This is a genomic window from Kouleothrix sp. 19917 (genome assembly GCF_057073505.1).
Genome location: NZ_CP097099.1, coordinates 311,565 through 337,863 on the forward strand (window position 1 = coordinate 311,565; position 26,299 = coordinate 337,863).

Annotated in this window: 20 protein-coding genes; 12 read left to right on the top strand and 8 right to left on the bottom strand. The window is 61.5% G+C overall.

The window, feature by feature from the left end; all coding sequences use genetic code 11:
* The first annotated feature begins 222 nt into the window (after window positions 1-222).
* The gene (recD2, locus tag M1P90_RS01295; RefSeq protein WP_483700838.1) at window positions 223-2,391 is read left to right on the top strand and encodes an SF1B family DNA helicase RecD2; all 2,169 of its coding nucleotides are present in this window, start codon (window positions 223-225) and stop codon (window positions 2,389-2,391) included.
* A 352-nt stretch (window positions 2,392-2,743) separates the two neighbouring features.
* Window positions 2,744-4,234, top strand: coding sequence for a Cys-Gln thioester bond-forming surface protein (locus tag M1P90_RS01300; protein ID WP_483700839.1), 1,491 nt, complete (start codon window positions 2,744-2,746; stop codon window positions 4,232-4,234).
* Window positions 4,235-4,311: 77 nt separating this feature from the next.
* Here the strand turns inward: M1P90_RS01300 and M1P90_RS01305 are convergent, their stop codons facing one another.
* Both M1P90_RS01305 and M1P90_RS01310 read right to left on the bottom strand, forming a co-directional pair.
* The gene (locus M1P90_RS01305; RefSeq protein WP_483700840.1) at window positions 4,312-5,295 is read right to left on the bottom strand and encodes a TerC family protein; all 984 of its coding nucleotides are present in this window, start codon (window positions 5,293-5,295) and stop codon (window positions 4,312-4,314) included.
* A gap of 379 nt (window positions 5,296-5,674) precedes the next feature.
* Entirely contained in the window at window positions 5,675-6,103 is a 429-nt protein-coding gene (locus M1P90_RS01310; RefSeq protein WP_483700841.1) for a response regulator, read from the bottom strand.
* A 448-nt stretch (window positions 6,104-6,551) separates the two neighbouring features.
* Here M1P90_RS01310 and M1P90_RS01315 point away from each other — a divergent pair, with 448 nt between their 5' ends.
* The 3 genes from M1P90_RS01315 to M1P90_RS01325 all read left to right on the top strand — a co-directional run bounded on the left by M1P90_RS01315 (window position 6,552) and on the right by M1P90_RS01325 (window position 14,410).
* Complete coding sequence (locus tag M1P90_RS01315) at window positions 6,552-9,575, top strand: WD40 domain-containing protein (protein WP_483700842.1); 3,024 nt, start codon at window positions 6,552-6,554, stop codon at window positions 9,573-9,575.
* A 14-nt stretch (window positions 9,576-9,589) separates the two neighbouring features.
* Window positions 9,590-12,523: an NACHT domain-containing protein gene (locus M1P90_RS01320; RefSeq protein ID WP_483700843.1), complete on the top strand. Its 2,934-nt coding sequence runs from the start codon at window positions 9,590-9,592 to the stop codon at window positions 12,521-12,523.
* Window positions 12,524-12,607: 84 nt separating this feature from the next.
* Entirely contained in the window at window positions 12,608-14,410 is a 1,803-nt protein-coding gene (locus M1P90_RS01325) for a M3 family oligoendopeptidase (RefSeq protein WP_483700844.1), read from the top strand.
* Window positions 14,411-14,636: 226 nt separating this feature from the next.
* On the opposite strand, the gene M1P90_RS01330 is transcribed toward M1P90_RS01325, so the two are convergent.
* The 3 genes from M1P90_RS01330 to M1P90_RS01340 all read right to left on the bottom strand — a co-directional run bounded on the left by M1P90_RS01330 (window position 14,637) and on the right by M1P90_RS01340 (window position 16,710).
* Window positions 14,637-15,062, bottom strand: a complete 426-nt coding sequence (locus M1P90_RS01330; RefSeq protein ID WP_483700845.1) for a universal stress protein — start codon at window positions 15,060-15,062, stop codon at window positions 14,637-14,639.
* A gap of 145 nt (window positions 15,063-15,207) precedes the next feature.
* Window positions 15,208-16,347 carry an NAD(P)/FAD-dependent oxidoreductase gene (locus tag M1P90_RS01335; protein ID WP_483700846.1) on the bottom strand — a complete coding sequence of 380 codons (1,140 nt, stop codon included), beginning with the start codon at window positions 16,345-16,347 and terminating at the stop codon, window positions 15,208-15,210.
* Window positions 16,348-16,461: 114 nt separating this feature from the next.
* Complete coding sequence (locus tag M1P90_RS01340) at window positions 16,462-16,710, bottom strand: sulfurtransferase TusA family protein (protein WP_483700848.1); 249 nt, start codon at window positions 16,708-16,710, stop codon at window positions 16,462-16,464.
* A 383-nt stretch (window positions 16,711-17,093) separates the two neighbouring features.
* On the opposite strand from M1P90_RS01340, the gene M1P90_RS01345 reads away from it, so the two are divergent.
* Together M1P90_RS01345 and M1P90_RS01350 are read left to right on the top strand one after the other, a co-directional pair.
* Entirely contained in the window at window positions 17,094-17,822 is a 729-nt protein-coding gene (locus M1P90_RS01345; RefSeq protein ID WP_483700849.1) for a hypothetical protein, read from the top strand.
* A 230-nt stretch (window positions 17,823-18,052) separates the two neighbouring features.
* On the top strand, window positions 18,053-19,036 hold the full coding sequence (locus tag M1P90_RS01350) for a universal stress protein (RefSeq protein WP_483700850.1): 984 nt from the start codon (window positions 18,053-18,055) through the stop codon (window positions 19,034-19,036).
* A gap of 88 nt (window positions 19,037-19,124) precedes the next feature.
* On the opposite strand, the gene M1P90_RS01355 is transcribed toward M1P90_RS01350, so the two are convergent.
* On the bottom strand, window positions 19,125-20,363 hold the full coding sequence (locus tag M1P90_RS01355; protein WP_483700852.1) for a cytochrome P450: 1,239 nt from the start codon (window positions 20,361-20,363) through the stop codon (window positions 19,125-19,127).
* A 105-nt stretch (window positions 20,364-20,468) separates the two neighbouring features.
* Here M1P90_RS01355 and M1P90_RS01360 point away from each other — a divergent pair, with 105 nt between their 5' ends.
* From M1P90_RS01360 to M1P90_RS01375, 4 genes are all read left to right on the top strand, one after another.
* On the top strand, window positions 20,469-21,044 hold the full coding sequence (locus tag M1P90_RS01360; RefSeq protein ID WP_483700853.1) for a TetR/AcrR family transcriptional regulator: 576 nt from the start codon (window positions 20,469-20,471) through the stop codon (window positions 21,042-21,044).
* 252 nt (window positions 21,045-21,296) lie between these two features.
* Window positions 21,297-22,022 carry an MBL fold metallo-hydrolase gene (locus tag M1P90_RS01365; protein WP_483700854.1) on the top strand — a complete coding sequence of 242 codons (726 nt, stop codon included), beginning with the start codon at window positions 21,297-21,299 and terminating at the stop codon, window positions 22,020-22,022.
* Window positions 22,012-22,581, top strand: coding sequence for a TetR-like C-terminal domain-containing protein (locus M1P90_RS01370; RefSeq protein WP_483700855.1), 570 nt, complete (start codon window positions 22,012-22,014; stop codon window positions 22,579-22,581). Before M1P90_RS01365 ends, M1P90_RS01370 begins: the two co-directional genes overlap by 11 nt.
* Before the next feature lies 1 nt (window position 22,582).
* Window positions 22,583-22,927, top strand: coding sequence for a YrdB family protein (locus M1P90_RS01375; protein WP_483700856.1), 345 nt, complete (start codon window positions 22,583-22,585; stop codon window positions 22,925-22,927).
* On the opposite strand, the gene clcA is transcribed toward M1P90_RS01375, so the two are convergent.
* Both clcA and M1P90_RS01385 read right to left on the bottom strand, forming a co-directional pair.
* Window positions 22,924-24,534, bottom strand: a complete 1,611-nt coding sequence (gene clcA / locus M1P90_RS01380; RefSeq protein WP_483700857.1) for a H(+)/Cl(-) exchange transporter ClcA — start codon at window positions 24,532-24,534, stop codon at window positions 22,924-22,926. The genes M1P90_RS01375 and clcA overlap by 4 nt on opposite strands.
* 328 nt (window positions 24,535-24,862) lie before the next feature.
* Window positions 24,863-25,366, bottom strand: coding sequence for a ClbS/DfsB family four-helix bundle protein (locus M1P90_RS01385; protein ID WP_483700858.1), 504 nt, complete (start codon window positions 25,364-25,366; stop codon window positions 24,863-24,865).
* Window positions 25,367-25,483: 117 nt separating this feature from the next.
* Here M1P90_RS01385 and M1P90_RS01390 point away from each other — a divergent pair, with 117 nt between their 5' ends.
* The gene (locus M1P90_RS01390; protein ID WP_483700859.1) at window positions 25,484-26,128 is read left to right on the top strand and encodes a CGNR zinc finger domain-containing protein; all 645 of its coding nucleotides are present in this window, start codon (window positions 25,484-25,486) and stop codon (window positions 26,126-26,128) included.
* The last annotated feature ends 171 nt before the right edge of the window (window positions 26,129-26,299 follow it).

A 26,299-nucleotide genomic window follows, 5' to 3' on the forward strand; every position in this document is an offset into this window, starting at 1 on the left:
CGGCCTTTGTGTTTGGAGGAGAGGAGGACTTCAACTTCATGATGCTATGCGAAGCCTGCGCCGATTTGGATCTCTGAATTTTCGAGCAATTTTGCAGCAATTTGGAACAGCTTTTTCGCCGCACTCCTTCACGCAGAAATTGCGCGCCCCAATCGGCAATGCTATACTAAACGGCATGAAATTGACCCGCACCATCGGCCGCGCCGCCGCCATATTCGCGCCATGACACGACTCGACGGCGTCCTCGAGCGCATCACATTTCATAGCGAGCAAGACGGCTACACCGTTGCTCGCGTGCAGCCGCGCGACAAGAATCACCTCGTTACCATCGTCGGGAAGCTGCTGGGCGTGCAGGTCGGCGAGTCGGTCGAGCTCGAAGGGCGCTGGGTCGATCATCCCGAGCATGGCCGCCAGTTCGAGGTCGAGCGCTACCGCACCGTGCTGCCCGCCACCGTCGAGGGCATTCGGCGCTATCTCGGTTCGGGACTGATCAAGGGCATTGGCCCGGTGATGGCCAAGCGCATTGCCGAAACGTTTGGTTCCTACACGCTCCACGTGCTCGACCACGAGCCGCTGCGCCTGCGCGAAGTTTCTGGCCTCGGCCCCAAACGCGTCGACCGCATTATTCACGCCTGGGAAGAACAGCAGCAGATCAAGGCGATCATGCTGTTTCTGCAAGATCTGGAGATTGCGCCGGGCCTGGCGGTGCGCATCTACAAGCAGTATGGCGAACAGTCGCTCAGCGTGGTACAGGCCACGCCCTACCGCCTGGCCGACGATGTTTACGGCATTGGCTTTCTTACCGCCGACAAAATCGCGCAGGCGCTGGGCATCCCGCACGACTCACCGCAGCGCGTGGGCGCGGGCCTGCGCTACACGCTCAGCCAGGCATCGGATGAAGGGCATTGCTTCCTGCCGTGGGACGAACTGGCCGAGCGCGGCGCCGAGCTGCTGGGTGTGGCTGAGCCGGTGGTAGCCGCCACGCTCGGCGCGATTGCGATTACTCGCGAGGTGCATGTCGAAGAATGGGACGGCCAGCGCCAGGTCTATTTGCAGCCCTTCTACCGCGCCGAGCGTGGCGTGGCCGAGCGCCTGATCGAATTGTTGCGCGCGCCATCGCAGATCGCGCCCTTCTATCGCACCGCCAACTGGGCGCGCGTGTTCGATTTCCTGGCCGACCGGCGCGGCGTGGTGCTGACCGACCAGCAGCGCGAGGCAGTGCAGATGGCGCTCACCAACAAAGTGAGCGTGCTCACTGGCGGCCCAGGCACTGGCAAAACCACCACGCTGCGCACGATCATCATGGCGCTGCAGCAGCGCGGCGACGCCTTCCTGCTCGCGTCGCCGACCGGGCGCGCGGCCAAACGCCTGAGCGAGGCGACCGGCGCGGAGGCTGCAACTATTCACCGCCTGCTGGAATTTTCACCAATGGGCGGGCCGCACTTCAAGCGCAATGCCGAAATGCCCCTGGAAGCCAGCGTGGTCGTGATTGACGAAGTCAGCATGCTCGATATCTTGCTGGCAAACAACCTGTTCAAAGCCATCCCGCAGCACGCCCATATCCTGCTGGTTGGCGACGCCGACCAGCTGCCGAGCGTTGGGCCGGGGCGTGTGCTGCGCGATGTACTCGACAGCATGGCCGTGCCGAGCATTCACCTCGACACGATTTTCCGCCAGGCCGAGGGCAGCGGCATTATCACCAACGCCCATCGCATCAACAACGGCGAATTCCCGCACACCCGCGATTTAGCCGACTTCTTCTTCTTCCCCCGCCCCGAGCCCGACCCCTGCGCCGAGCTGACGGTCGAGCTGGTGGCCGAGCGCATCCCCCGGCGCTTTGGCCTGAACCCGCGCCGCGACATCCAGGTGCTCACGCCCACGCACCGCGGGCCGGCCGGCGTCGCAAACCTGAATATCCTTCTGCAAGCGGCGCTTAACCCCCCGCACGACTACAAACCCGAGCAGCGTTTTGGCGCGACGCTCTTCCGCCTGGGCGACCGCGTGCTGCAGCTGCGCAACAACTACGACCTGGAAGTGTATAACGGCGATATTGGCGAAATTGTGGCGATTGATGGCGTCGAGCAGCTGCTAACCGTGCGCTTCGACGACACGCGCGACGTTGCGTATGATTTCGGCCTGCTCGATGAGCTAACCCTGGCCTATGCCATCTCGGTGCATAAAGCGCAGGGCGCCGAATATGCGTGTGTGGTGCTGCCGCTGCTGACGCAACACTTTACCCTGCTACAGCGCAACTTGCTCTACACTGCCGTCACGCGCGCCAGGCAGCTCGCCGTGCTCACAGGCGATCGCCGCGCCATTGCCATTGCCGTTAAAAACAATCGTGTCGCCGAACGCTACACTGGCCTGGCGCGCCGCCTCAAAGGTCTATGACGATATCGTATCTTTTCGCTTTCTGATGCGATACTATAGCGCACTAGCGAAATACGTAAAATAACGTATTGATCGTGTTTACGGAACATATTAGTATTACGATATGTATTTTCTAGCGCTTATTTATACAGAAAACACTTGACGTTCGTACGATCTTATGTCATAATCCCCGCCGATTCCATCCCAAAACTGAGGGCGGCACATGTTGTCGCCAAATTTTTTACTTAGCGATACCTTTCTGCACAGGCGGAATGGTTGCCGCCTCGGCTGCGGATATAGACTTTACGCTGGAAGTGGCTGCGTAAAGTGATTTATTGTCTCTACGATTTTGGTTTACATAACAGGAGGTTCCATGCACTACGCACTACCATTTCGTAACAGGCGGTGGGGATGGCACATTGGCCGAGTTGCCGCAGCGTTTCTCGTTTTTGCACTGATGACGGCGGTGGCCCTGGCGGCCTTGCCCACGACGGGCACATTTGTTGGCGCTGACGCGACGCGCGCGCAAAATGTGACCTTTACAAACCCGGTTACGAACCAGACAGTAACGGACGGGGCCGGCGTGCTGTTGTTGCAGCTCGACAGGGATGCGCCAGGCGATAAACTTGGCCCAATCGTCGATGTGTTCTGCATTGAGGTAAATATTCTAGTGCGCCGCAACGACACATATACAGGTGGCGGCTCAGTTAATGCTCTGCCCGACAAACCGAATGCGCCCGCAAACAGAGGATGCAAAATTCGCTATGTTTTGGCCAGCCACCCAGCATCGAGCGTTACCACCCGGGCAGAAGGCGCGGCGATTCAACTCGCGATCTGGCATTTCTCCGACGGGCTGAACCTGAACACGGTTACCGACGCCGCCATTCGCGCGCGAGCACAGGCGATTGCGGCCGAAGCAGAGGCGAATTTCGCCGCGAATGGCTGCCCGGGCACGAATACCGGCCTGGCTTCGCTGACGATTACGCCAGCCAACGCAACGGTGCCGCAAGGCCAGCCAGTGCAGCTTACTGCGCAGATCACGCCAGCAGGCGCAGCGCCGTCGGTGAATATTACGGTTGATGGGGGCGCGGTGCTGAATAATGGCCAGGCCAGCGCAACAGTTGCCTTTGATGCACAGGGCCAGGCAGTATTTACGGTCACAAACCCCAACCCTGGCACGGTGAATGTCAATGCAACTGTGCCCTATGTGATGGATGCAGGCACAGTGTTTAACTCGAACCGTGTCCCGACGGCCGGGCAGCAGCTTGTGCTGGGCGAAAGTGTCTCGCTCTCTGCCAGCGCACAGATACAGGCAACGTTCCAGCAAGCCACGCCAACCAACACGGCAACGCCAACCGAAACGCCAACTGTGACGAACACGCCGGGCGGCCCGACAGAAACGCCCGTAAGCACCGCAACACCCACCATCCCTGGCAACAATACGGCCACGCCCACAGCAACCGCGACCGCAACTGACGTGCCAACATCGACGCCGCGCCGTTCGAACCCAACCCGCACGCCAAGCTCGGTGAATGATACTCCGACGGCGACCGCGCCGGTAACTGGTAATGAAACCCCGACCAGCACGCCTGGCGGCGGTGGCGAGGGCACGCCAACCGTTGTTTCGAATGATGGAACGCCGACGATTGTGCCTGGTAGCGAGCAAACGCCGGCCGCTGATGTAACGCCGGGCACAGAAGGCACGCCAAATGTGCCGGTTCAGGCGAACGCAAATGCGGCTAAACCACGCAGCCTGCCGAACACTGGCGAAGGCTCAAACGCTGCCGCTGAATGGCTGCTTGCCCTGGCGGCGACGCTGGTGGTTGCGGGCATCGCCCTCCAGCGCCGGGGTGCGCGCCGCTAGTTCCACGTTCTTTAGGGTTATAGTCAAACAGCAGGGCCGGGAGCATTGCTCCCGGCCCTGCTGTTTGTGCCATATGGTTAGTTTGTTTGCGGTGCCTGAGCGGGCAGGCGGCGCGCCCGCATCAGCGACGCAACAACGGCAACGGCAAGAATGCCAGCCACAACACCCAGCGACACCAGTGTGGGAATTTTATACGAGACGCCGGTCAGCAGCGCGCTCAGGTCGGGCATCAGCATCTTGATGCCAACAAACGTGAGCACCACGGAAAGACCAAGCTTCAAGTAATAGAACTTATCCATCACACCGGCGAGCAGGAAGTACAGCGAGCGCAAGCCCAGGATGGCAAACACATTCGATGTGTACACAATAAACGGGTCTTGTGTCACGGCGAAGATCGCGGGAATTGAGTCGACCGCGAAGATCAGGTCGGTGCTCTCGATCATCAGCAGCACCAGGAAGAGCGGAGTTGCCATAAGCTTGCCAGCATTGCGCACGAAAAACTTCGAGCCATCGTAGTTTTGCGTCACGGGCATCAGGCGGCGAAACAGCTTGATGAGCGGATTATCTTCCGGGTGCAGCTCTTCATTTTTATGGAGGGCCATTTTGATGCCGGTGAAGATCAGGAATGCGCCAAAGATCCAGATAATCCAGTGGAATTCCTTTATCAGCGCCGCGCCGACTAAGATCAGGGCTGCACGCATGACCAGCGCACCCAGGATGCCCCAGAACAGCACGCGATGCTGGTACTGCGGCGGCACGCTAAAGTAGCCGAAGATCAGCACAAAGACGAAAATATTGTCGACGCTGAGCGATTTTTCGATCAGGTAGCCAGTGAAGAATGAAAGCGCCGCGTCGCCACTGCTATAGGCGCTGTTGGGAACAAGCTGGTTCCAGAAGAGGTAAATACCGAGGTTGAAAACCATCGCCAGGCTGATCCACACCACGCTCCAGATCGTCGCTTCTTTGACGGTGACGGCGTGCGCGCTGCGGTGAAAAACGCCCAGGTCGAGCGCCAGCATGGCCAGAACGAAGAGGTTGAAGCCGATCCACATCCAGATCATTGGTCTATGCTCCTTAGGCAATAGACCGTGAGGTAACACAAAGGCGAGACCCCACGGCAAACAAGTGTCGTGGTGGTCTCGCCAGTAGTGCTCTGGACACATACAACCGGCCGAGTGGCGCGCTTGTGGCGCTGCCCCTGTACTGACGACCGGCTGGCTCGCTTGGTGCGAGTGGCTACTCCCCAACCTGTATCTATCCTACCACATTTGTGAAGCCTGTGTCAAGCGCTTATTGAGACACTTTTGCACTAATTGCCTGCCCGTTACTGTTTGGGCATTTACACTGAACATGTTAGCAGGCGAGAGTCTCAATAATTCAGGAAAGGCTGGTGGCCCATAAGCCACCAGCCTTTACAATCTGATGAGTAGTGAATTTCGTTTAGGCCATCGGCAGGTAGTGTGTGGCCAGATCAAGCAAACGATCTACTGTAAAAGGTTTGGGCATAACTGCGCTGGCCCCGGCGCTCATATATGTTTCGGGGTGCAGGCCTGCAGTCATAATAATAACTGGCAGATCATTATAGCCCTGGCTGCGCAGATGGCGAAGGAGTTCGTCACCAACCATCACCGGCATTGCAACATCCAGGAACAGCATGCCGGGCGGGTCGCGCAGTATTTCGAGCAAGGCGCTCCCGCCGTCGTGGGCAACACGAACTGTATACCCTTCTTCGTACAGCACTTCCGACACGAACTGCGCAATTGCATGGTCATCGTCGACAACAAGAATATCGCGCGCGGGCTGCTTATGAAATGAAGTGTGCGCGAGCACTCCGCCCGGAATGTGCTGCGCGGCAATATGTGATTGCATTCTGGTTGCTCCAAGTAAATGGCGCGCTGCAGTGACAGAACGTGCGATGAATATGTGCGGCTGTGCAAATATGGAAACGAAAGGTGTACATCAGTGTCACCTAACCGTTGGTCTGCCTCTTGTTTGCAAGGCGCCACGTAGCAAGGCTCGTGCCAGCACAAACTATGCCGACGAGCGTTTCTTATATCAAGGTGCCACCCCGCCAGCGGTGGTTTGGCTCTGATTGGCAGATAAGCAAGAACTGTGCCAGGTTGATACATATTAGATGGCGAAGGATTCCCTGTGTGCGTACTATAAATGGTAGTCGAAAAATGGTTCAGCATTCGTTTACTACATATATACACATTTTAATTTTTTCGCTTCGCCCACGCTCACGTATCAACATTCATCGCTGCCGCTATATCACGTTTCACTGCCGTATGACACTTGTGGAACCTGGAGAATAGCAATGCGCCAAAAACAGTTCGATGATAGCCCGGCTGGTTTCAAACCGGTGCACACGCTCGTGCGCCATCGGCAACGTATTCGCTGGATGGCCTGGTCGCCGGATGGAGCTTTTCTGGCCTCGTGCGGGGATGATCGCAGTATCCTCATCTGGGATATGACTACAGGTAAAGTGCGCGAGCCGCTGCTTGGGCATAACGGGCCAATTTATGGGCTTGCCTGGTCGCCCGATGGTCGGCGCCTGGCATCGTGTTCGGAAGATCGGAGCATTCGCATCTGGGATGTTCTTGGCGGGCGTGTGCTTTCGACACTAACAGGACACAACGGGCAGGTCTATAGTGTCGCATGGTCGCCGCGTGCGCCGCTTCTGGCATCCTGTGGCTTCGATCGGACTGTGCGCGTGTGGGACACAGGGAGTGGGAAAGAACGGCTCCTGCTTCACGGCCACAGCGGCCCGGTGTATAGTGTTGTTTGGTCGCCGGATGGCCATACGCTGGCCTCCTGTTCCAGCGATACGACGGTGCGATTATGGAACAGCGACACTGGCAAGCAACAGCGCGAGCTTAAAGCCCATTTTGGGCCAGTATATAGCCTTGCATGGTCGCGCGATGATGTGCTGGCCTCGGGCGCGCAAGATCGGACGGTGCGGCTGTGGAATCCGCGCAAGGGTCTTTCCACATACCAGTTTGAAGGCCATTCCGATAGTGTGACCGGAATTGCATTTTCGTCCGATGGCCGCTTCCTGGCCGCACAATGCCACGATGGCTCAACATTCCTGTGGAGCCGCGGCTCGGCCGACCCGGTGGCGCAGCTCGAAGAGCACCTCGAAGACCCAATCCCCGACTGGCTCAATGCGCCCATGAAAAATGTCGCCTTCCATCCTTCCACGTCGATGATCGCTACGCTCGCCTCGCAGGATATGGTTATTCGCGCCTGGGAATTAATTGTAAAAAACCTGCCGAACTCCGAGCGCGCTCTGCACAATATTCAATACACCAATGCCAAAGTGGTGCTGGTTGGCGAAAGCGGCGTGGGCAAAACGGGGCTGGCACGCGCATTGATGGGCGAGCCATACGCCGAAACAGACTCAACCCATGGGCGCTTTGTCTGGCCATTTGATACAAGCGAACGCGAGATCGATGGGAAGACGGTGCAGTGCGATACATTGCTCTGGGATCTGGCTGGCCAGCCAGGCTACCGCGTTTTTCACCAGCTGCATATGAACGAGGTAGCGATTGCCCTGGTCGTCTTCGATGCACGCAAAGATGCCGATCCTTTCGCTGGAGTTGCGTACTGGGCCCGCGCGTTGGAGGCGGCCACCCAGGGCCGCCCGCTGGTGAAGTTTCTGGTGGCGGCGCGGACGGATCGCGGCGGCATTCCTGTCAGCCAGGCGCGAATCAAAGAAGTGAAGGATCGCTACAATTTCAAGGATTTTATTGAGACCAGCGCCCGTAATGCAACTGGTGTCAAAGAATTAGCGAACGCAATCAGTGGCGAGCTTCAATGGGAAGAGCTGCCAATTGTCAGCACTCCCGAACTCTTCCGCCAGATGCAGCAGTTTCTGGTGGCCGAAAAAAAAGCTGGCAAGATCCTGCAGTCGCGCGCGCGGCTGCTGCAGCGCTTTCAGCAGCAGAACCCACAATTGGAATCGCCCCCGCAAGTAATCGACACCTGCCTGGCACACCTGGAAGCGGTGGGCCTGATCCGCCGGTTGCCGTTCCGTGATTTGGTATTGCTCCAGCCCGAAATACTCGATCACTACTGCGCCTGGCTGGCGCAGTCGGCGCAAAATGAGCCAAATGGCCTCGGCTCGCTGCCGGAAAAGGAAGCGCGGGCGGGCAAGTTCACGATGGATACCGACCGGCTGCTGGCACCCGATGCCATGCGCGAAATCGAGAAATATATCATCCTCGCCACCCTGCAAGAGCTCGTTGGGCGAAGCATTGCATGGCGCGAACAAACCAGCGCAGGCGCGATGCTGGTATTTCCTTCCGAAATGCGCGCTGATCTTTCTGAATACCCAGGATCCTATATTCGCGAGGTTGCATTTCAGTTTGAAGGGCCTGTTACGGCTATCTATGCCACGCTGGCGGTGCAGCTGATTAATTCGGGCAAGTTTACCAAAGAAGCGTTGTATAAGAACGCCGCCGTTTTTTGCGATCCTGCCAAGCAGGTGTGTGGCTTCGCCGTTGATTACCCCGACAGCAATGATGATGCAGTCGGCCGGCTGACGGTTTTTTTCGGGCCGGGGACGCCAAACGACACAAAAATGGTGCTGCTGCGCTATGTGAACCAGCAGCTTGAGCGGCTTGCATTGCAGGGGAGCGTGCGGCGCGAGCGGATTTACCAGTGTACCTGCGGCTATACCATCCCTTCCGAAGCAGTTACGTTGCGCAAGGAGCGCCGGCGGCGAACCGTCATCTGCCCGGTGTGTGAAGAAACAATGCCGCTAGATGATCTTGCCGAGCAAAGCGCCGAGCCCGATGGGCGCATCGCCACAATCGAGGCCGATGCCGATGCCGAGCAGCAGCGCCAGAAACGCGTGCTTGTGATGACCGAACGCGAGCAGAATCAGGAGATCGACGTGTTTCTGTGCCACAATGCCGAAGATCGGGCATTGGTGAACCAGCTGGCAATGCGCCTGCGCGAGCAGGGTATTCTGCCCTGGATCGATGTTGCAGGGCGCTTTGCTCAACCTGTGCCCGCTGGGGCAAGCGACCGCGAGCGGATTGCCGCAGGGATGCGCACTGTCGCGATTGTTATTGGCGCGCATGCGCTTGGCAACCCGCCCGAGCAGGAATACTACGGTACCTATAGCAATATGCAACGCGTGCTGCTGCGCTCGGCGCCTAACCGCTCGCGCCTGCCAATCATTCCCGTGTTTTTGCCCGATGTCCCCCGCCAGCCCGAGCAGCTCGCGCCAAAGTTGCGCAATCTTGCCGCGATCGATTTTCGGCAGCCCGCCGGCTTCGATGCCCGCGATGTGCTCGCACTGCTGGTTGAGACGATCGTGCGGCAACGCAGCTAAGCGCAGAGGTTTGCATGAAAGATTACACCTCGGCCCAGATTGCCATGCTTGAACGCATGCGCGATCAGCTTTCCGACCCGGCGGCGCGCGCGGCGCTGGATGCGGCTGTTGCTGCTATTCGCGAAACGGTTGCTGGTACGACCGAGCCGGCACAGCAAATAACACAGCTCGATATTGGCGATGACGCGAATATAGCTGTGGCAGTTGGCGGCAGTGTCAGCGGCGGCGTTCAGTCGGGCGGCACGCGCTACCAGGCCGAAACACAGGTCTTTTTTCAGGGATCTCGTTCTTCAAAAGCGGGACGCGCCCGCCGCGAGCGCCTCCAGGCCTACCTGGACACGGTGATCTGGCGTTGCGATCGGCTGCGCCTTGCAGGAATCGTGAATGCCGAGCGTAAACTTGGCAAGCCGCCTGCATTTAGGCTCAGCCAGCTCTATGTTTTGCTGGCCAGCACATCGTGGGTGGCCGACCCCGATGACGACACGGCGGCACTCAGCGCGCTGCCTGCCGGCGCGGCAGAACAGCGCCTGCCCGAATATGCGCGCCGGCTCGTCACACTGGATGCGCCCACCCCACAGTTACGCATCGAGCGCCCACTGTTGCTGCTCGAAGCATTGTGCCAGCGCAGACACATGGTTCTTCTGGGTGGCCCCGGAAGCGGCAAGAGTGCTTTCCTGCGCTATGTCGCAGTGATGCTGGCCCGTAACGAACTCAATAATGGCGCGGAAGCGCTGCCGTTTTGGAGCGTCGGGCGCCTGGTTCCAATCTATATTTCGCTAGGCGGCTTTGCCGAGTGGCTGCGCACCAAACAGGCATCGGCTACGAAAGATCAACTATGGCAGTATCTTGGCGAGGCGCTCGAAAGCCCGGCACTTGGCCGGCCCGAAAAATCACAGCGCCAGCTGTTTAACGCCAGCCGCCTTTTGTTGTTATTCGATGGGCTCGATGAAGTGATTGACCCGCTCATTCGCGTGCAGGTTGCACAGGCAATTGCCGATTTGACCAATCAGCATCCGTGCTATGCAGTGGTGAGCTGCCGCGTGCGCTCGTATATTGGCGCAACGGCTGCCCCGCTGATCGAGTGGGGCGACCCGGTTGAAATTGCGCCGTTTACCATTGGCCAGATCCACCACTTTATTCATGGGTGGTATCGCTGCGCCTTCCAGCAAGGCTCGCTTGAAGAGCATGAAGCGCAAATGCGCGCCGATATGCTTTGCCAGCGACTTGAGGCCCTGCCCAACGTTCGCGAACTTGGGCAAACGCCGCTGCTGCTTACCCTGATCGTGATTCTTCACTACTATGGCGGGAAGCTGCCCGAAGATCGCGCCGATCTGTACGAGGATCTGGTTCAGCTGCTGCTGACACGCTGGACACAATTTCGGCGCGATGGCAGCGAGCAGGCAAACCTGCTGGAATTACTCAAGAACGACCCACAGCTTATGCTTCTGAAAGAGCACCATATTCGCAAAGTGCTGGAAGAACTTGCCTACCGCGCACATCACGGCGAGCGATCGGCCGACGGGCGGGGCCTGCTTGCCGCAGAGGTTGTGCGCGGGGCCTTGCTGCAGCTGTTTGTGCAATTTGGTGTTGCACCCGCTGCCGCCTACGAAAAAACCGATCAGGTGCTTTCCTACCTCGAGCAGGAAAGCGGCTTATTGCTGAATGAGGGTGGTGAACGCTATGCAATGCCGCACCTGACCTATGAAGAATACCTGGCTGGCTGCTACCTGGCCAAGCAGAAACACAAGCCAGATTTCTATTCGCTAGCGTATCAGCACTGGCAGACCGATGGCCCGCGCTGGCGCGAGGTGATCTTGCTGGCGCTCGGGCGCATGGTGCGCGGCGACGATGTCGAGACGGCGGCGCTGTGGCTGCAGTTTATGCTGGTGCAGCATGCGAACCTTGCGTGTTCCGACCCCGCCCGTTTGCGCGCGCTGCTCTTTGTGGCCGAATGCCTGGAAGACATGGGCGGCAAGCCGGCTTTGATTGGCGTGCAAACCGTTGCCCTGCCGCGCCTGTGGGCCGAGCTTGCCCAGGGCCTGGCGGAAAGTATCACGGCGAGCGATCTGGATACGGGGGAGCGCGTGCGTGCAGGTGCATATGTAGGTATGCTAGGCGATCCGCGCCCAGGTGTCTGCGACCTGGCGATCACTGTGGCCGAGTTTACGGGCGGAACCTTCCTGATCGGAAATCGCTGGCGTGAGCATCGAGTGCTTGAGCGCACATTTGCCGAGCACTGGCTGAAGGATACGCGCAACAACAGCAATTTAAACCTGCCGGCGTTCGCCCTGGCGCGCTACCCGGTAACAATCGCGCAGTTTGCCCTTTTTGCCGAATCTGGTGGCTACACGCCGAATGCGGAATGGTGGGATGCCAGCGGCGCGGAATGGCTCCGTTCTGCTGGAAGCAGCACGCATTGGCACGATCGGCAGGGCGGGCGGCAGGCAAATCATCCCGTGGTGGATGTGAGCTGGTACGAGGCGCAGGCATTTTGCCGATGGCTGAGCCTGCACCAGGAATATACTCCGGCTGGCTATCGCTATGTGCTGCCCAGCGAGGCAGAGTGGGAATTCGCGGCGCGCGGCCTGGCACGCCGCTCCTTTCCGTGGGGCAACGAACCGCCCGACGCGGCGCGCGCAAATTTTGGCGGTTTGTATCAGGGAACGACTGCGGTTGGCTGCTTCCCACAGGGGGCCACGCCCGAAGGCGTATACGATTTAGCGGGAAATGCCTGGGAATGGACGCGCAGCGTCGCCGCAGATTACCCGTATGAAATGAGCGCCGAGCGCGAAAACCCACAGCAGCCCGCTGATCATAGCTTTATTGTGCGGGGTGGCGGGTGGACCAACCTGGCGCCAGATCTGCATGCATCCTTTCGGCATCGTTGCACGCCCGATACCCACTATTCGGGCCTTGGCTTTCGGGTTGCACGCGTGCCGCTGTCATAAAGGCCGCGTGCCTCTTCCCCGCGCTTCTGTGGTATCCTTCCCGCAGCATACACGCGCTTCGCAGCCTGCGAAAAGGAGGAAACAATGGCACAGGATGCGCCGGTGGCAGCCGATTCGGCAGCGCTGCCCCATTGGGATATGGCGGTTGTCTACCCTGGCCTCGACTCGCCCGAGTTTGCGGCCGATTTTGAAGAGGCGCTGGGCAGCATCGATGCCGCAGTTGCTTTATTTGACCGTTTGGGCATTGCCAAGCCCGCCGCGCCGCCGCCTGCCGACGCTGCTGCGTCCGCCTTCGAAGAGGTGGTGGCCGCGCTCAACCCGCTGTTCGAGCGCCTGGGAACGATGCAGGCGTATATCTACAGCTTTGTCGCCACGAACTCGCGCGATACGCTGGCCCAAGCGCGCCTGAGCGAATACCAGCAAAGCGCCGTCAAGCTGGCGCAGCTTTCGACGCGCCTGACGGCCTGGCTGGGTGGGCTGGATGCCGATGCATTGCTTGCAGATTCGGCGACGGCAGCAGACTATGCCTTTATGGTGCGCCAGGCCCAGCAGCGCGCCCAGCACCTGATGTCGCCGCCCGAGGAAGCGCTGGCCGCCGAGCTTGCGCCAAGCGGCAGCAGCGCGTGGGGCCGCCTGTACAACAACATTGCCTCGCAGCTGCTGGTGACGGTTGGCGCGCGCGACATGCCCATGAGCGCCGTGCGCAATCTGGCCTACAACCCCGACCGGGCCATGCGCGAAGCGGGCTACCGCGCCGAGCTGGATGCCTGGCGCCGCACGGCGGTGCCGCTGGCCGCCGCCATGAACAGCATCAAGGGGGAAGTGCTGACGCTGGCACGGCGGCGCGGCTGGGCGTCGCCGCTGGAAGCGACCCTGTTCAACAATAATATCGACCGGGCGACGCTCGACGCGATGATGGCCGCCGCGCGCGAGGCCTTCCCCGACTTCCGGCGCTACCTGCATGCCAAAGCGCGCATGCTCGGGCTGGAGCGCCTGGCCTGGTACGATCTGTTTGCGCCAGTGGGCCAGGGCGGCAGCGCCTGGAACTACAGCGCGGCGGCCAATTTCATTGTGCAGCAGTTCGGCTCCTACTCGCCGCGCATGAGCGAGTTTGCGGCGCGCGCCTTCCGCGAACACTGGATCGATGCGGAGCCACGTTCGGGCAAGCGCGATGGCGCGTTCTGCATGCCTCTGCGCGCCGATGAGTCGCGCATTCTGTCGAACTACGAGCCGAGCTTCAAGAGCGTTTCGACGCTGGCGCACGAGCTGGGCCACGCTTACCACAACGTCAACCTGGCGCGCATGCCCGAGCTGAACCGCAGCACGCCGATGACACTGGCCGAAACCGCCAGCATTTTCTGCGAGACGATTGTGCGCAATGCGGCCATGGGCACGCTGCCGCCCGCTGAGCAGGTTGAGGTGCTGGAAGGCGCGCTGGTGAATGCATGCCAGATCGTTGTCGATATTTCGAGCCGCTTCCTGTTCGAGCAGCGCGTGTTCGAAGGCCGCGCCGCCCGCGAGCTTTCGGTGGACGAGCTGTGCGCGGCCATGCGCGATGCGCAGCTTGCAACCTATGGCGACGGGCTGGATGCCGAGGCGCTGCACCCGTTTATGTGGGCCGCCAAGCCGCACTACTACGGCGGCAACACGTTTTACAACTACCCCTATATGTTTGGCCTGCTGTTTGGCCTGGGCCTGTACGCCCGCTACCGGCGCGACCCCGAGGCCTTCAAGGCCGGCTACGACGACTTGCTGGCCGCCACCGGCCTGGCCGACGCGGCGACCCTGGCGCAGCGCATGGAGATCGATATTCGCGCAATTGAGTTCTGGCGCGCCAGCTTCGACATGATCCGCGCCGATATCGGCCGCTTTGTGGCGCTGGTCTAGGCGAGCCACAGAGCGCACAGAGGCCACGGAGATTTTGTTCTCCGTGGCCTCTGTGCGCTCCGTTCTTATATCCCAGACGGCTTCAAAAGCCAGGAATACTGACTCCTACAGCATTCGTCACAATAGATGAGCCGTCAATCTTGTACGCGATAGCTTTCTGATGCCTTAGTGCTGGTGCCGACTGGCTTCTGCTGACTGCCGACTGCTCTAACTCCCGACTCCTGCGTCAGCGCTTGCCATGCACAATCAGCACTGCGCACTGCGCGCGATGCGCCACCACACTGCTCACGCTGCCGAGCAGCATCCCGGCAAGCTGGCCGTAGCCACGCGACCCCAGCACAATCAGGTCGCATTTTTCTTCCACGCTGATGCGCAGAATCGCGGGCGCGGCCGGCCCTTCCACCAGCTGCGGCTCAACAGGCATATTGGCGGGGAACTGCTGGCGCGCGGCTTCGAGCAGCTGCGTGCCGATCGCGCTGCGCGCTTCCAGCAGGGTTTCGTACTGTGGCGTTCCCAGCAGGTCGGACACATGCGGGAATGCGTGAACCAGACAGATCGATGCGGTATAGCGCTGCGCCAGGTCGATGGCGGTTTGCATCGCCTCGTTCGAATTGGGCGAGCCGTCGACGGCGACAAGTATTTTGCGAAACATACGGCCTCCTCGCTGCATGCTGGCCGGGCGCGTCGTCGCGCCGGCGCTGTGGTGCCCAGCATAGCACCCGTGGCTCGCGCCAGAGGAAACACCTGCTTCCCCGTTGGAAAAGAAACCGCAACCCACTGGCGCGTGCGCAGCGCGACTACACCACGCCGCTCGGCACCAGGTACCAGTAGAAACGATTGAACAGCGTTTTTTCGTAGTGGTACAGCTGGTTGGGCGCGGGCGGCTGCGGCGGGTGGTTGTAGTCGAACACGACCTGGCTGGCCTGGCCCTGCCCGGTTTCGATAAAACACATCACCTCGCCAGTGTAGCGCGGCAGCTCGTGGCGGTGCAGCAACTCGGCAATGATGCGGTTTGCCACGACTTTGGCCCCGAAATGCGCCGCCGAGCCGCTCTTCGAAATCGGCAGGTCGTTGGCATCGCCAACAGCATAGATATTCGGATCGAGCGTGCATTGCAGCGTTTCGCGGTCGGTTGGCACCCAGCCCAGCGCGTCGCCCAGCCCGGCCTCGCTCACGATCTGCGCGCCACGGTGCGGCGGCACCAGCACCAGCAGGTCGTAGGGCAGCGCCGCGCCTTCGGCCGAGCGAATGGTGCGCGCCGCTGCGTCGATTGCGCTCGGCGTGAAATTCAGCTGGGTGCGGATGCCACGCGCTTCGAGCAGTGGGGCAGCGAAGTTGGCGATATTTTCGATTGGGAAGACGCGATCAACCGACGAAAGGTAGACGATCTCGGTTTGCTCGCGCAGGCCGTGCTGGCGCAGGTAATCTTCGAGCAGGAAGGTAAACTCCAGCGGCGCGGGTGGGCATTTGTACGGCAGATCGGCCGCGCCAACCACAATTCTTCCGCCAGCAAAGGCGCGCAGCGCGGCATGCAGCTGCAATGCGGCTTCGGCGCTGTAGAAATGCTGTGCGCCTGCGGCGTAGCCTGGCAGCAATTCGGGGGCCAGCCGCGCGCCCGTGGCGATGATCAGCGTGTCGTAGGGGAAGTGCATGCCGTCGGCCATTTCGATCAGGCGCGCGTCGCGATTGATGCTGGCGACATCGCCAATTGCCAGTGTCACCCGGCGGTCGAGCAGGTTGCGCTCGTCGCGCTCGAGATGCTCGGGCGGCTCGCCGCCAAACGGCACATACAGCCAGCCCGGCTGGAAGCAATGGCGGCCTGTGCGGTCGATCAGCGTGACATGGGCGCGGCGGCGGGTGAGCTTGCGGGCCAGAATATTAGCGGCCAGCGTGCCACCCACGCCCCCGCCAACAATAACAATCTCATGCGGTGCCATGGTCGTTCGCTCCTGCGGCAGAATAGCCTCTGCCGCGCTATGAAACGCGAACAGTGCCGCCAGAACGCTTCACGCGCTGCCGGCACCGACGCCGGATACACATATCGGTGCTTCTCAATGGAGTTTGCATACAACGAAACGGGTCGCATTGTGCTCGCTGCGCGCTTCGAGCAAACGGTGCCCGGCTTTCCGTACCCAGAAGGGTATATCTTTTTCCGATTCAAAATCGGAGGTAAGTACGACCACAGTACCGCCCACTGGTATGCATTTCAGCCCGCGGATAAGCTCGATCAGCGGGCCAGGGCAGAAACTGCCGCGCGTGTCGATATTTTTTTCGTAGACTTGCTCGGTTGCTGTGTTCATGGCGCTGCCTGTTCTGCCTGGAAGGCGATAAACAATCGCCTGGTGTTGGCATTGTCCCTGGGGCGATGCAGCTCGCGGCGACACATAGTTCAACCTGTGCCTGCTTGCCGCCTGTGTGGTTCTGCCTGCTCTGCTGTGACTACCGGGCGGCGAGCGGGTGCTTGCCGATCTGCGATGTATTTACTATAGGTCGGCGCTTCTCGCGCAACAGGGAAGATTTATCTCTGCCAGGTAGCACAACCGCAACCAGCCGGCGAAGAGGAACGCGCCTTTCTGCGAACTGAACAGTCATCGTTCTGTCATCTTCCGGAAGCATACCCTTTCGTAAAGAAACGGTTTAAAGGCATAGTCATATTGTGTATGCGTCAACGAAGGCTATAGCTATGATGCGATATACTGCCATTGAAAAAACGCTGAAAAACTTCTCGCCCGGCGACCGCGTTGCGATCGTTACCACCATGATGGATGTGGTGCGCGCCAACCCCGGGCACCCGCGCGCCTGGCTTTACCTCAGCTTGTGCAGCGATACGCCTGCGCAGCGGCGCGAATGCCTCGAGCACGCCTTGCGGCTCGATCCGCTCGATCCTGCCATTCACGCCGCCATGAATAACGTGAAAGAGCAGGATGCTGTGGCCATGCGCGCCCGGCTGAGTGGCTGCCGCCCGCTGGCCGCGCCATCGGCGCGCACGCCCAAACACATTGGTGCTTATTTCCAGGCCTATGGCGTGCACGAGGAATATATTCAGCAGGCGCTGCGCATCCAGCGCGCCGCCCCGATCAGCAGCCGCCGGCCGCTGCTGGGCGAAATACTTGTAGCACAGGGCTGGCTCGCGCCAGAGCGCGCCGCCCAACTCTTGACGCATCAGACGCAGCTGCGCATCGAGGCGGGCACGTTTGAGCGCCCGGTGATGCTTGGTGAATTCCTGGTGCGCAAAGGCTATATCACCATCAATAATTTGCACACCGCTGTGCTGGCGCAACTGCGCGCCATTCAGGCCGGCGGCTACCGGCGCCTGGGCGAAGTGCTGCTGGAAGAGCAGCAAATTACGGAAGAGCAATTGAAGCAGGCGCTGCATCAGCAGGAAGAAGAGTACAAATCGCTGCTCTACTAGTGCATTTTCAAACGACCTATGCGGATTTCGGTCGCGCTTTTTCAGCATCAGCATGCGCCTCGGCGCAATCGTAAATCGAAAATCGTAAATCGAAAATGTACTAGCAACCCCTTGCATGCGGCGCGTTGCGATCCCGCTACACAGCGTCGCGGAACATTTTCCCCGGCACGCGCATGGAATGCTATGCTGCTGGCATGGATGCGTACTGTCGCGTCGACAAGGAGGTTGATATGAATACCATCCTGGTCCCACTCGATGGATCGGCGCTGGCCGAGCAGGTGCTCCCCAGCGTGCGCGTGTTGGCCCCGCTCATGTCGGCCGAGGTGCATCTGCTGCACGTCGTCACCGAAGCCGACCGGTATCACCTGCTGTTTGACGATCCGCGCAGCGATGGCGAGCTTGAAGTCGCACTGAGCGCGCGTGCCGAGCTGGCCGAGCCTTCGCTTGCGGCTGTGGCGCATGTGCCTGTGCAAACCCAGACGTCGTGGGAAGTTCTGCGCCTGAATGGCATGAACTACCTGGCCGATCAGGCCGAAAAGCTTCAGGCGGCTGGCATTACCACAAACTACGAAGTGCGCCTGGGCAACCCGGCCGAAACGATTGCCGAACTGGCCAGCAGCCTGGGCGCGCGCATGATCGCGATGGCGACGCACGGCTATAGCGGGCTGCGGCGCTGGGCGCTTGGCAGCATTGCCGATAAAGTGCTGCACATCACCGAAACGCCTATGCTGCTGGTGCGCGGCAACGAGCGCATGCTTTCGCCCGAGCGCGCAATTCGGCGCGTTCTTGTGCCGCTCGACGGCTCGGCGTGTGCCCGCCAGGCGCTGCCGGTGGCGGTTGATCTGGCCGCGCAGGCCAGGGCCGAGCTGACACTGCTGAGCGTTGTGACGCCGCCCTACCTGCAAACGCCCGAGGTGATGGGCGCGTACCTGCAGTACGACGAGGCGCTGGAGGTGGTGCGTGGCCGCCTGGGCGACGAGCTGGGTGGCTACAAGCAGGTGCTGACCGACCACGGCGTTACCATCACGCCGCTGGCGGTAAGTGGCCTGCCCGGCGAGGCGATTGTCGACGAGGCGATTGACCTGTGCGCTGACCTCGTGGTGATGGCAACGCACGGCGCGAGCGGGCTGCGGCGCTGGGCGCTGGGCAGCGTGGCCGACAAGGTGCTGCATTCGATCACGGTGCCGCTGCTGCTGGTGCGCGCCAGGGCGTAGGGCAGTTGGTCTAGCTGTAGCCGATTGTGCCAAACAAAAAGGACGGAGCGTTCGTCGCTCCGTCCTTTCTTTGTGTGTGCCGCAAACGTCAGGCCGCGACGATGAAATCGCGCAGCTCGTAGCCCGTCACCAGCTCGTTCCAGGTCAGCGTTGGGCCGCGCTCCAGCCGCAGCGTATCGATCGCGAGCAGGCGCTGCAAGAAAATATCGCTTTCCTGAATGGCCACATATGCCCCTGGGCAGCGGTGCGCGCCATCGCCAAAGCTCATCACCGCCGGGCTGGCATTCTCGGCGGCCAGCGCGCGCCCCGGGCAGATATCTTCGGCGTGCTCGCCCACCAGCTGCTCGTCGGCATTGATTGCGGCAATGTGCAGATTGATCAGCGCGCCCTGCGGAATGGTGACGCCAGCTTCTTCGAGCACAATATCGGCAGTGGCGCGGCGCATCAGGTTCCCCACCACCGGCTCGGCGCGCAGAATTTCGTGCAGAATGGCGTAGCGCTCGTCTTCCCCGGCGGCCAGGTAGCGCTGGCGCAGCGCGGGCTGTTCGAGCATGTGCCAGGCCGCCGCGCAGATGAACTCGCGGGTGGTGGCCATGCCCGCCGCGCCATAGGTCACGCACTCGGTCAGGATCTCGGGCTCGCTGTAGCCCTGCCCAATCAGGTGCGAGATCACGTCTTCGCGGGCCTCGGCGCGGCGGGCGCGAATGGCCGGCTTGACATCCAGCAGGAAGAAGGTGAACATCACCGCCTGGTTGCGCACTGCGTCGAAGATCATGCGCAGGCGCGAGCTTTTGACCGGCGCGCTGGCGAAAAACGCATCCAGCCGCCGATCCATCCCCGGCAGGCGGCTATTGGTCAGCCCAACAACCTCTGCGGCAACCTGCACCGCCAGCGTCATGCTCAGCTCGCTCAGGTCGGCGCGGCCGCGTTTGCGCAGCGTGCCAACCAGTTCATCCGACAAGCGTTCCATCAGGGCGCGGTAGTTGCTGCCCACGGCGCGCGGCGTGAAAAAGCGCGCGGTCTGGCGGCGCTGCTGGTGGTGGGGCTGGCCTTCCAGAAACAAAATCGGCTGGTTCTTGATCGTCGAAACCTGAGCGACAAGCTCGGCCTTGAAGCCAGCCTGGCGCGCGCTGTCGCCGCGCAGAATGGCGCGGGCCAGCGCATAATCGCGCACATGCCAGGTGCCGCTGGCGTCGCGCTCGACCGCCGGGCCGGGGCCTTCGGCGGCACGCACGGTTTTGCGGTGCGCAAAAACCTCGTGGTTAACGGGGCAGCGCGCGGGTGCCGTTTCGGGTAGTGCTTCGCTGGAATATATATCAACGGCCATAGTAATCTCCTTTTTATGATATATAGTGTATCATAACACAATTCCACCGAAGCAAGACGCGCACCAGCAAACACAGTATACTGAGCCCGTATGAGAAAAAACGCAGTGGCAGAGAAGACCATTCCAGCGCTCGACCGGCGCGTTCGGCGCACGCAGACTGCGCTTGCCCAGGCGCTGATCGCGCTGTCGCTGGAAAAAGGCTACGCGGCGGTCTCGATCCGCGACATTACGGCGCGCGCGGGGATCGGCTACGCCACGTTTTTCCGCCACTACCCCGACAAGGAATCGCTGCTGACTGCTGTGCTGGAAGTGTTCGTTGCCGAGCTGACTGGCTTGCTGGAAGGCGCCAGCGCGAACAACCCGGCCGCCAGCGGCGAGCTGATCTTCCGCTATGTTGGCGAGCATCACGAGCTGTGCCGCGTGCTGCTTGGCAGCCGCAGCGGCGGCGAGCTGATGCGTCAGCTGTATTCTGCCGGCCTGCGCCCACTGCTGGCCGAACAGCCCCAGCAGCCAGGCAGCATTGCGCCGCCTGAGCTGGTTGCCCACCATTCGGTGAGCGCCACCGTCGCGCTGATCGAGTGGTGGTTCGACCACGGCATGGCCCCCACGCCCAGCCACATGGGCGAAATCTATGCGTCGCTGATCATTCGCCCGCTTCAGCAGCTTGGCTACAATCCTTAGCGCGTTTTCAGCGCAGGGGCTAGGGAATGGGGAGGTTCGGGGGCAGCAAAGCTGCCCCCGAACTTTGTTTTCTGGTGCTGCGCACCGGCTTCGCCGGTGCGCAGCACCAGAAAAAGAAATGAAACAGCTTTGGCGCATGAAGGTGCGCTGGCACGAAGGGCAAAAAATCGCGCTTGACAAACTAGTAGTATTAGTCTATAATCTAATCAAGTTAGTGACAGCGAACCTCTACAGGTGAAAGCGAGCGAAACAATGCGCAGCACGAAACACGGCCAATACCTGACGCAGCTTACGCGCTTCCCGCGCGTGTTCCCGGTAAATTGCTACCTTGTGCGCGAAGACGATGGGCTGACGCTGATCGACGCGGCGATTACGGGCACCGCGCCGGCAATCGTGGCGGCCGCGCAGGCGCAGGGCTTGCCCATTCGCCGGATCGTGCTCACCCACGCGCACGCCGACCATATCGGCTCGGCCGATGCGCTCCATGCGCTGCTGCCCGAAGCCGAAGTGATCGTCTCCGAACGTGATGCACGCTTCCTGGCCGGCGATATGTCGCTCGATGCGGGCGAGCCGCAGAGCAAGCTGCGCGGCGCGTACCAAACTATTTCCACCCGTCCCACGCGGCTGGTGCGCCCCGGCGACCGCATCGGCTCGCTGGAAGTGGTGGACGCCGCTGGCCACACGCCCGGGCAGATCGCACTGTTCGACACGCGCGACGGCTCGCTGATCGCGGGCGACGCCTTCCAGACGCGCGCTGGCCTGGCCGTATCGGGCACCGTGCGCTGGGCCTTTCCCTTCCCGGCAATGGCGACGTGGGACAAACCCACCGCGCTGGCGAGTGCCCGCCGACTGCGCGCGCTTGAGCCATCGCGCCTCGCAGTCGGCCACGGCGAAGTGCTGGAACAGCCGCTGGCCGCCATCGACCGCGTGATTGCGGAAGCCGCGCGCAGCCAGGAGGCGCAGCCCCATGGCGCGTAGTGTCGGCATCGACCGCGCGCAGGTGGTGGCCGCCGCCGCCGCGCTGGCCGACGAACACGGCCTTGAGCAGCTTACCCTGGCGCAGGTGGCCACGCAGCTGGGCGTGCGCCTGCCGTCGCTCTACAATCATGTCGAAGGGCTGCCCGGCCTGCGGCGCGAGCTGGCTGTGCTGGGCGTGCGCCAGCTGCTGGAACGGATCGGACGGGCGGCGATTGGGCGCGCCAACGACGATGCCGTGCTGGCAATCTGCCAGGCCTACCGCGCCTATGTGCTTGAGCATCCCGGCGTGTATGCCGCCTCGGTGCGCGCCGCTGCCCCTGACGATGCCGCGCTGCTTGCGCTCAGCCAGGAGCTGATCGACATCATTCTGGCGGTGCTGGCGCCCTATGGCCTGAGCGAAGAACATGCGCTGCATGCCATACGCGGGCTGCGCAGCGTGGCGCACGGCTTTGCAACCATTGAAGTGGCGGGCGGCTTTGGCATGGCGCTCGATCGCGACGAAAGTTTTCAGCGCCTGGTGCAGGGGTTGATCGCAGGAATCAAGCAGGTGGAGAAATAAAGTGATTGCGCTAAAGAATGCCAACCTGGCGCTGCGCTTTGCGCTGGAGCTGTGCGCGCTGGCGGCGCTGGGCTACTGGGGATTTACCACACAACAACATGCGCTGCTGAAATGGCTGCTGGGTATTGGCGCGCCGCTGCTGGCGGCAGTTGTGTGGGGCGTGTTTGGCTCGCCACGCGCCAGCATCCCCGTGCGCGGCTGGGGCCAGATCGCGCTGGAGGTGCTGGTGTTCGGCAGCGGCGCGCTGGCCCTGGCGGGCCGGCCGGGTTTGGGGCTTATTTTTGCCGCGCTGCTCGTCCTCAACCGTGTGCTGATGCACGTTTGGGGCAGCGAGCTTTCGCTTTAGCCATGTGCGCGGCAGCCCTCGCGCAGGATTTCCAGCCCTTCCTGGGCATCGGGCGCAACCACGGCGGTGATGCGCATATGTGGCTCCAGCCGCGTTTGCGCGGTCGGCACCCACTCGCGCCCGCCATCGGCGCAGCGCACCAGCACGCAGCCCGGCGGCAAGCCCAGGCTGCGCACCTCGCGGCCGGAAAAAGGCGCCCCGGGCTCGACTGTAAAATCCAGCACCACCGGCGCGGAAGTGGGCACGTGTAAACCACTGCGCATCAGGTCGCGTTCGAGCAGCGCTTCGTAGATCGGCAGATCTTTCAGCGCCTCGGCGGCAACATAGGCGAAGAAGCAGCTCACCAGCAGCGGCAGCATTTGCTCGTAGCTGGCGGTCATTTCGAGGATGAGCACCACGCCGGTGAGCGGCGCGCGCACGATTGCCGTGAAGTAAGCGGCCATGCCAACCACCGCGAACACGGCGGGAATAGGCGCGGCAGCCGGCGCAATCGCGTGCGTAATTTCGCCCACCGCCAGCCCGATCAGCGCGCCAAGCACCAGCAGCGGCGCAAAAATGCCGCCCGGCACCGAGGTGCCGTAGCTGCCGACAGTGAGCACAAAGCGCAGGATGAACCAGAGCGGAATGGCCGCCAGCAGCATGTTGCCGCCCAGCACGGTTTCGGCCAGGGTGTGCCCGCCACCAATTGCCGCCGGCGCGAACCAGCCGATCAGGCCAACTGCTGCACCAACAAGCGCAACCAGGGGCAGCACCCGGCGCGCCGGCACGCGCGCAAACGCATTCATGGCCCACACCAGGCCGCGATTAAAGGCCACACCCAGCACGCCAGCTGCCAGCCCAAGCACGGCAAATGCTGGCAGCGAGGTCAGCGGCGGTGTGGCATACGAGGGCACGGCAAAGACCGGGGCTGGCCCGGCCGCCAGGCGCGTCACAATATCGGCAACGGCGGCGGCAATAAACGCTGCGCCAAATACTACCGGCCGGAAATCGCGCTGCACTTCTTCCAGCACAAACACCAGGCCCGAAAGCGGCGCATTAAACGCCGCCGCCAGGCCCGCGCCCGCGCCTGCCGCAATCAGTGTCAGGCGTTCGCGCGGCGTCGCGCCCAGCCAGCCCGAGACCGCATCGGCGATTGCGCCGCTCATCTGGATTGTTGGGCCTTCGCGGCCAAGCGCCAGGCCGCCGCCAATCGCCAGCACGCCGCCCACAAACTTCACGCCCAGCACGCGCTGCCAGCGCAGGGTGCGGAAGCGCTGCAACACCGCTTTGATATGCGGGATGCCGCTGCCCGATGCCTCGGGCGCATAGGTGCGCACCAGCGCGGCTGCAATCGTCGCGCCCGCCGCGCCCAGCAGCAGCGGGAAGATCCAGCCCCACGCCGGCCATTGATGCGACCAGGTGATCAAGCCATTGCGCAGATCGTCGCCTGCTACGAGCGCCATACGGAACAGCACGGCAATGATGCCCGCTGCCAGCCCAACCGCTGCCGCGCGCGGAAACATGCGCCGCCGCTGCCGGCTCATGTCGAGGTACTGCTGGATCTCCGAGCGCGCCTGCGCAGCTTCGGCCTGTGCCGTTGGTGTGGAAGGGTTGCCCTGATTAACCATAACGCTTGCCCCGCTGAACGAAACCCCGCCCCACTATACCACAGCTTGATTGTGACACAGGGCACAAAAGTGCGGTGAATCTGGGCATTGCGAGAAATCGCTTGCGTTTGCAAAACAAATGCGCTGCATGGTTTATCCACACAGCGCATTCGGCTCAGAAGCTCCTGCCAATATTTTCAAACAGGGCTTTCGTTCAAACGGATTTTACGCCTGCCCTTCGGCAAGCTCAGGAGGGCCGGCGGTCAGGGAAGACACCCTTTGTCTTGTCACTTTTTTGCGCTGCAGCGCAAAAAAGTGACACGAAATTGATGCGAGGCCTTGCTGCTCCTTACTGCTGCTCCAGCCAGGCGCGCAATGCGGGCAGGTGGTCGTCGTAGAAATGGTCGATTGAGTTGCCCAGCAGCATTTCGCCCAGCGATGCGTCGCCAAGCCAGGGGTAGCGCGTGGGGTCGTTCAATTCCTCGTCGGTGAACTCGCCCACCGCTGCTTCAAGCTGCGCCATAACCGTGCGCGAGTCGTGGAGGACGGCGTCGAGCGGTCGATCGCGGTTTTGCTCGTAAATCCAGGCGTTGATGGTGTCGTCATTCAGCTCAGGCAGGTTTGCCCACGGCGCCGGCGATGGAGCTTCGCCGCGCCGCGCCGCCTGCAAGCGCGCAACGCCACGCTGCTGCCACGCCGTCATATGCGCGACCACGTCTTTGAAGGTCCAGTCGTCAGTTACACCGGGCGTTTCCATGCGCGCAGGGCCAATTTCGGCCAGCAATGCCTCCCAATCGGCGCGCTGCTGCGCCATGCGCCCGAGCAGTCCCGCCTGCGTCATCGAGCTTTCCATGGGTGGCTCCTTTCTTGTGCGTTGGCTTTCTACCTGCTATACTTGTTTTGGTGGTAAGACAATACCATGGATATTCTTACCAGTCAAATTTATTTTACTGGTAGATTGCGATGTACAATGACTCATGCTGAACTATCGAGCGGCGAGCTCGCCGGCGGGCCGCAGCCGCGCCTGCTGGGCGGCGACCTTGCGCTCGATTTTGTGAACACAGTTTCTTCGCGTGGGGACGAGCCAGGCGAAGAAAAACTGCTGAGCTATGAAGACCTGGCGCGCTGGCTGGTCTATGCTGGCGGTTTGCCGGGCGATGCCGGGCGCGCGCTGCTGCGTCTTTCCAAAGCACAGCCCGCTGCCGCAGCGCGGATGCTGGCGCAAGCGCTTGCCCTGCGCGAAACGATCTATCGTATTTTTCTCGCGCTGGCGCGTAGCGATGCCGCGCCACCTGCTGATTTGCTGGCCCTGGGCGCAGCGTATCGCGAGGCGCTTGGGCGTGCGGCGCTGGTGCCGATTGATCAGGCGTATGCCTGGGAATGGGACGGCCCGCCCGCGCTGGAGCAGGTGCTCTGGCCGCCCGCCCGTGCCGCCGTGGCCCTGCTTGCCACACCCAACCTCGACCGCGTGAAGGAGTGCGCCAACCACGCCAGCTGCGGCTGGCTGTTTCTCGATCAGAGCAAGAATGGCAGCCGGCGCTGGTGCAGCATGGATGATTGCGGAAGTCGTGATAAGATGCGCCGGCAGTATGCCCGCCGCCGCGACGCGCGTTGAAAATAACGGACGAAGGACAACGGTAGCAGTCGGCAGTTAGCAGCTGGCAGTAACGTTCAACTTGAGAACCTGCAACCTGCGAACCTTCGATCCTGCAACCTGCCACCGTGTTGAGGTTTCTCGTCACTCGTCAGTGGTCGGTCGCCATTCGTCGGTAGGTGTCGTTCACCA

Coding starts and splice junctions, on each gene's coding strand:
- M1P90_RS01345 (WP_483700849.1), top strand. CDS start 17,094: ATGATGCGATATACTGCCATTGAAAAAACGCTGAAAAACTTCTCGCCC.
- M1P90_RS01315 (WP_483700842.1), top strand. CDS start 6,552: ATGCGCCAAAAACAGTTCGATGATAGCCCGGCTGGTTTCAAACCGGTG.
- M1P90_RS01335 (WP_483700846.1), bottom strand. CDS start 16,347: ATGGCACCGCATGAGATTGTTATTGTTGGCGGGGGCGTGGGTGGCACG.
- M1P90_RS01390 (WP_483700859.1), top strand. CDS start 25,484: ATGACTCATGCTGAACTATCGAGCGGCGAGCTCGCCGGCGGGCCGCAG.
- M1P90_RS01370 (WP_483700855.1), top strand. CDS start 22,012: ATGGCGCGTAGTGTCGGCATCGACCGCGCGCAGGTGGTGGCCGCCGCC.
- M1P90_RS01355 (WP_483700852.1), bottom strand. CDS start 20,363: ATGGCCGTTGATATATATTCCAGCGAAGCACTACCCGAAACGGCACCC.
- recD2 (WP_483700838.1), top strand. CDS start 223: ATGACACGACTCGACGGCGTCCTCGAGCGCATCACATTTCATAGCGAG.
- M1P90_RS01385 (WP_483700858.1), bottom strand. CDS start 25,366: ATGGAAAGCTCGATGACGCAGGCGGGACTGCTCGGGCGCATGGCGCAG.
- M1P90_RS01350 (WP_483700850.1), top strand. CDS start 18,053: ATGAATACCATCCTGGTCCCACTCGATGGATCGGCGCTGGCCGAGCAG.
- M1P90_RS01325 (WP_483700844.1), top strand. CDS start 12,608: ATGGCACAGGATGCGCCGGTGGCAGCCGATTCGGCAGCGCTGCCCCAT.
- M1P90_RS01300 (WP_483700839.1), top strand. CDS start 2,744: ATGCACTACGCACTACCATTTCGTAACAGGCGGTGGGGATGGCACATT.
- M1P90_RS01365 (WP_483700854.1), top strand. CDS start 21,297: ATGCGCAGCACGAAACACGGCCAATACCTGACGCAGCTTACGCGCTTC.
- clcA (WP_483700857.1), bottom strand. CDS start 24,534: ATGGTTAATCAGGGCAACCCTTCCACACCAACGGCACAGGCCGAAGCT.
- M1P90_RS01320 (WP_483700843.1), top strand. CDS start 9,590: ATGAAAGATTACACCTCGGCCCAGATTGCCATGCTTGAACGCATGCGC.
- M1P90_RS01330 (WP_483700845.1), bottom strand. CDS start 15,062: ATGTTTCGCAAAATACTTGTCGCCGTCGACGGCTCGCCCAATTCGAAC.
- M1P90_RS01310 (WP_483700841.1), bottom strand. CDS start 6,103: ATGCAATCACATATTGCCGCGCAGCACATTCCGGGCGGAGTGCTCGCG.
- M1P90_RS01305 (WP_483700840.1), bottom strand. CDS start 5,295: ATGATCTGGATGTGGATCGGCTTCAACCTCTTCGTTCTGGCCATGCTG.
- M1P90_RS01340 (WP_483700848.1), bottom strand. CDS start 16,710: ATGAACACAGCAACCGAGCAAGTCTACGAAAAAAATATCGACACGCGC.